This is a genomic window from Endozoicomonas sp. SESOKO2 (genome assembly GCF_024606245.1).
Classification (GTDB): domain Bacteria; phylum Pseudomonadota; class Gammaproteobacteria; order Pseudomonadales; family Endozoicomonadaceae; genus Endozoicomonas_A.
Genome location: NZ_JAHHPQ010000231.1, coordinates 1 through 1,954, shown reverse-complemented (window position 1 = coordinate 1,954; position 1,954 = coordinate 1). Strand labels below are relative to the sequence as shown.

At 45.8% G+C, this 1,954-nt stretch carries 2 protein-coding genes; both read left to right on the top strand.

All coding sequences use genetic code 11. The features are described from left to right. On the top strand, positions 1-218 hold a 218-nt coding region (locus KDK17_RS05715; RefSeq protein WP_257253016.1), incomplete at its 5' end, for an RING finger domain-containing protein. A 251-nt stretch (positions 219-469) separates the two neighbouring features. Further along, positions 470-1,954 (top strand): hypothetical protein (locus KDK17_RS05710; RefSeq protein ID WP_257287561.1); only part of this gene is annotated, 1,485 nt, incomplete at its 3' end.

The following is a 1,954-nucleotide window of genomic DNA, read 5'->3' as shown; positions in this document are numbered from 1 at the left end:
TGGATATAAGGTTAAAAGACAATCACAAATGCCGGGAAAACTCAGGCCACGATCCTTGCTGCATCTGCCTTGAAGATGTCTTCCACGGCTGCCTGATACTGCCCTGTTCTCACAAAGTTCATAGGGATTGTGCCATTGCAATGATTGAAAACGGGATAAGAACCTGCCCCATGTGCAGACAACCTCTACCCCTTCCGTCAGATGAAAACAATAATTAACCATCTGACCGAATTTAATAGTCGCTGCTGGTGACCGCTTCAGGTTTGCAGCGTGGCAGCACAGGGTAAGAAATCCATATAGCCATTCAGAAATACTTGGCTACTCTCTATGTCTACGAACAATAACGATGAAAAGTAATGCTCCTTTATTTTTCCACGGCAGAAAGTCAACACAAATTGTTCTGAGGTTTTCTATCAGGGAAATCAGAGCGGGTTGGCATTATTGACACAAGTTGTGTAACGAGACTTGAATGCATTTTTACCGCTTATTAGTAGTATTTGTTCTTTCCCTGCATGCTATTGCGATTGCGCCATTATGCAATTCTTCAACCATCGTTGACTGGCATAATCCGGGTGGGCAAAAGGTTCGGCTTGAAATCAACGGTGGTATAGTGCCTCAGGTTGTGAGTCAGTGGCAACTCTATTCCGACAATATAAAAGACAGTGATCTGAAAACCGGGCAAACCCTGAATAACACAGTGACACTGGCAGGAGACAATCTGGCTGGTAGCGCCGATTTGCCCGGAGGCAGCAACGGGGGCTTCTTCTATTCGTTTCCCTCTCCACCCTCCTGCAGTGGCGGAGATGGGTGGCTACCTCTCGAGCGCATTGCCTTGAAGACCCATCTTACTGTTGGCATAAAAGCAGGTAATGATGGTGGAAAACCCTCTGGCAAGGTACCCGATGAAGAATCAAAAGACGAAAATAACGATCATCAAAAAGAGCAAAGAGATGAACCTGGAGGTCAGGAGAGCAGATCACCGGGACAATCTAATGATGGCAGTGGAAATAACAGAAAAGACGACAATGGAGAGGAGAATGAACAAAATGCTACGACTCAAGACCTTCAGGAACTTGCGAACCAGCTTATAGCTCTCATTGAATGCGGCGATCCCAATGCCGTTTTTATGCTGAGGGAAATACTGGATGTGCTAGACATGCCTCAGCGTTTGCAGGTTCTGGAAACAACAGGTACAAACGCCAGGGGTAACCCTGTCACTCCTCTTGAGGCAATACTGGAACTGCAACGTTCTGTCAAAAAAAATTCATTGCGCAATCGGTTTATCAAACAGCTGATAGAAGCCACAAGCGATAAAACACGGACTTTGAATGACCCTGATATTCTGTTTTCACTCCAACCGATCATTCCACCTGCCCGGGCACTGCCCGAGACTGGCGTCAACAACCTGAGGATTTTGTATAAGATTGTTCAGGATATAATCCGCAGGATTAATCAATCTGACCAACAAACACTTATAGGACAATTTGAAAAATATTGCTTTATCGAGTACTTCCTTCAATTATTCCTGCTCTATTCAAACCCACTTGAACCTATTCGTGAACTGTTAGGGAAAATATCAGATTCAGTCATAAGCCGTGATATTGTGATTCATGCGCAAACATTAACGCTCCCCATCTCTTTTCGCGATGCCTTTATAGAGCTTGAACAGCACCCATCCCGCCATGAATCAGCACACCTCTCAAATGAGCTGATAAGGCGGACACATACTTTCCACTCTTCACTAAAAGTACCTTTAATAGCGCCTGTAATCAGTCACAGTGATAATACCGCCAACGCTACGACTGCCAGCAATGCAATCAGATTCACCGATTCCATCCGGCAAGTTAATGGCTCCCACAGTGCCTCTGGCTCTGGCTGCTGTTCCCCTGACTTCCCCACGGATAGATACTTACAGCAGGGAGCAAGGCCAAAGCGACGAGCCCTTGCAAATCAG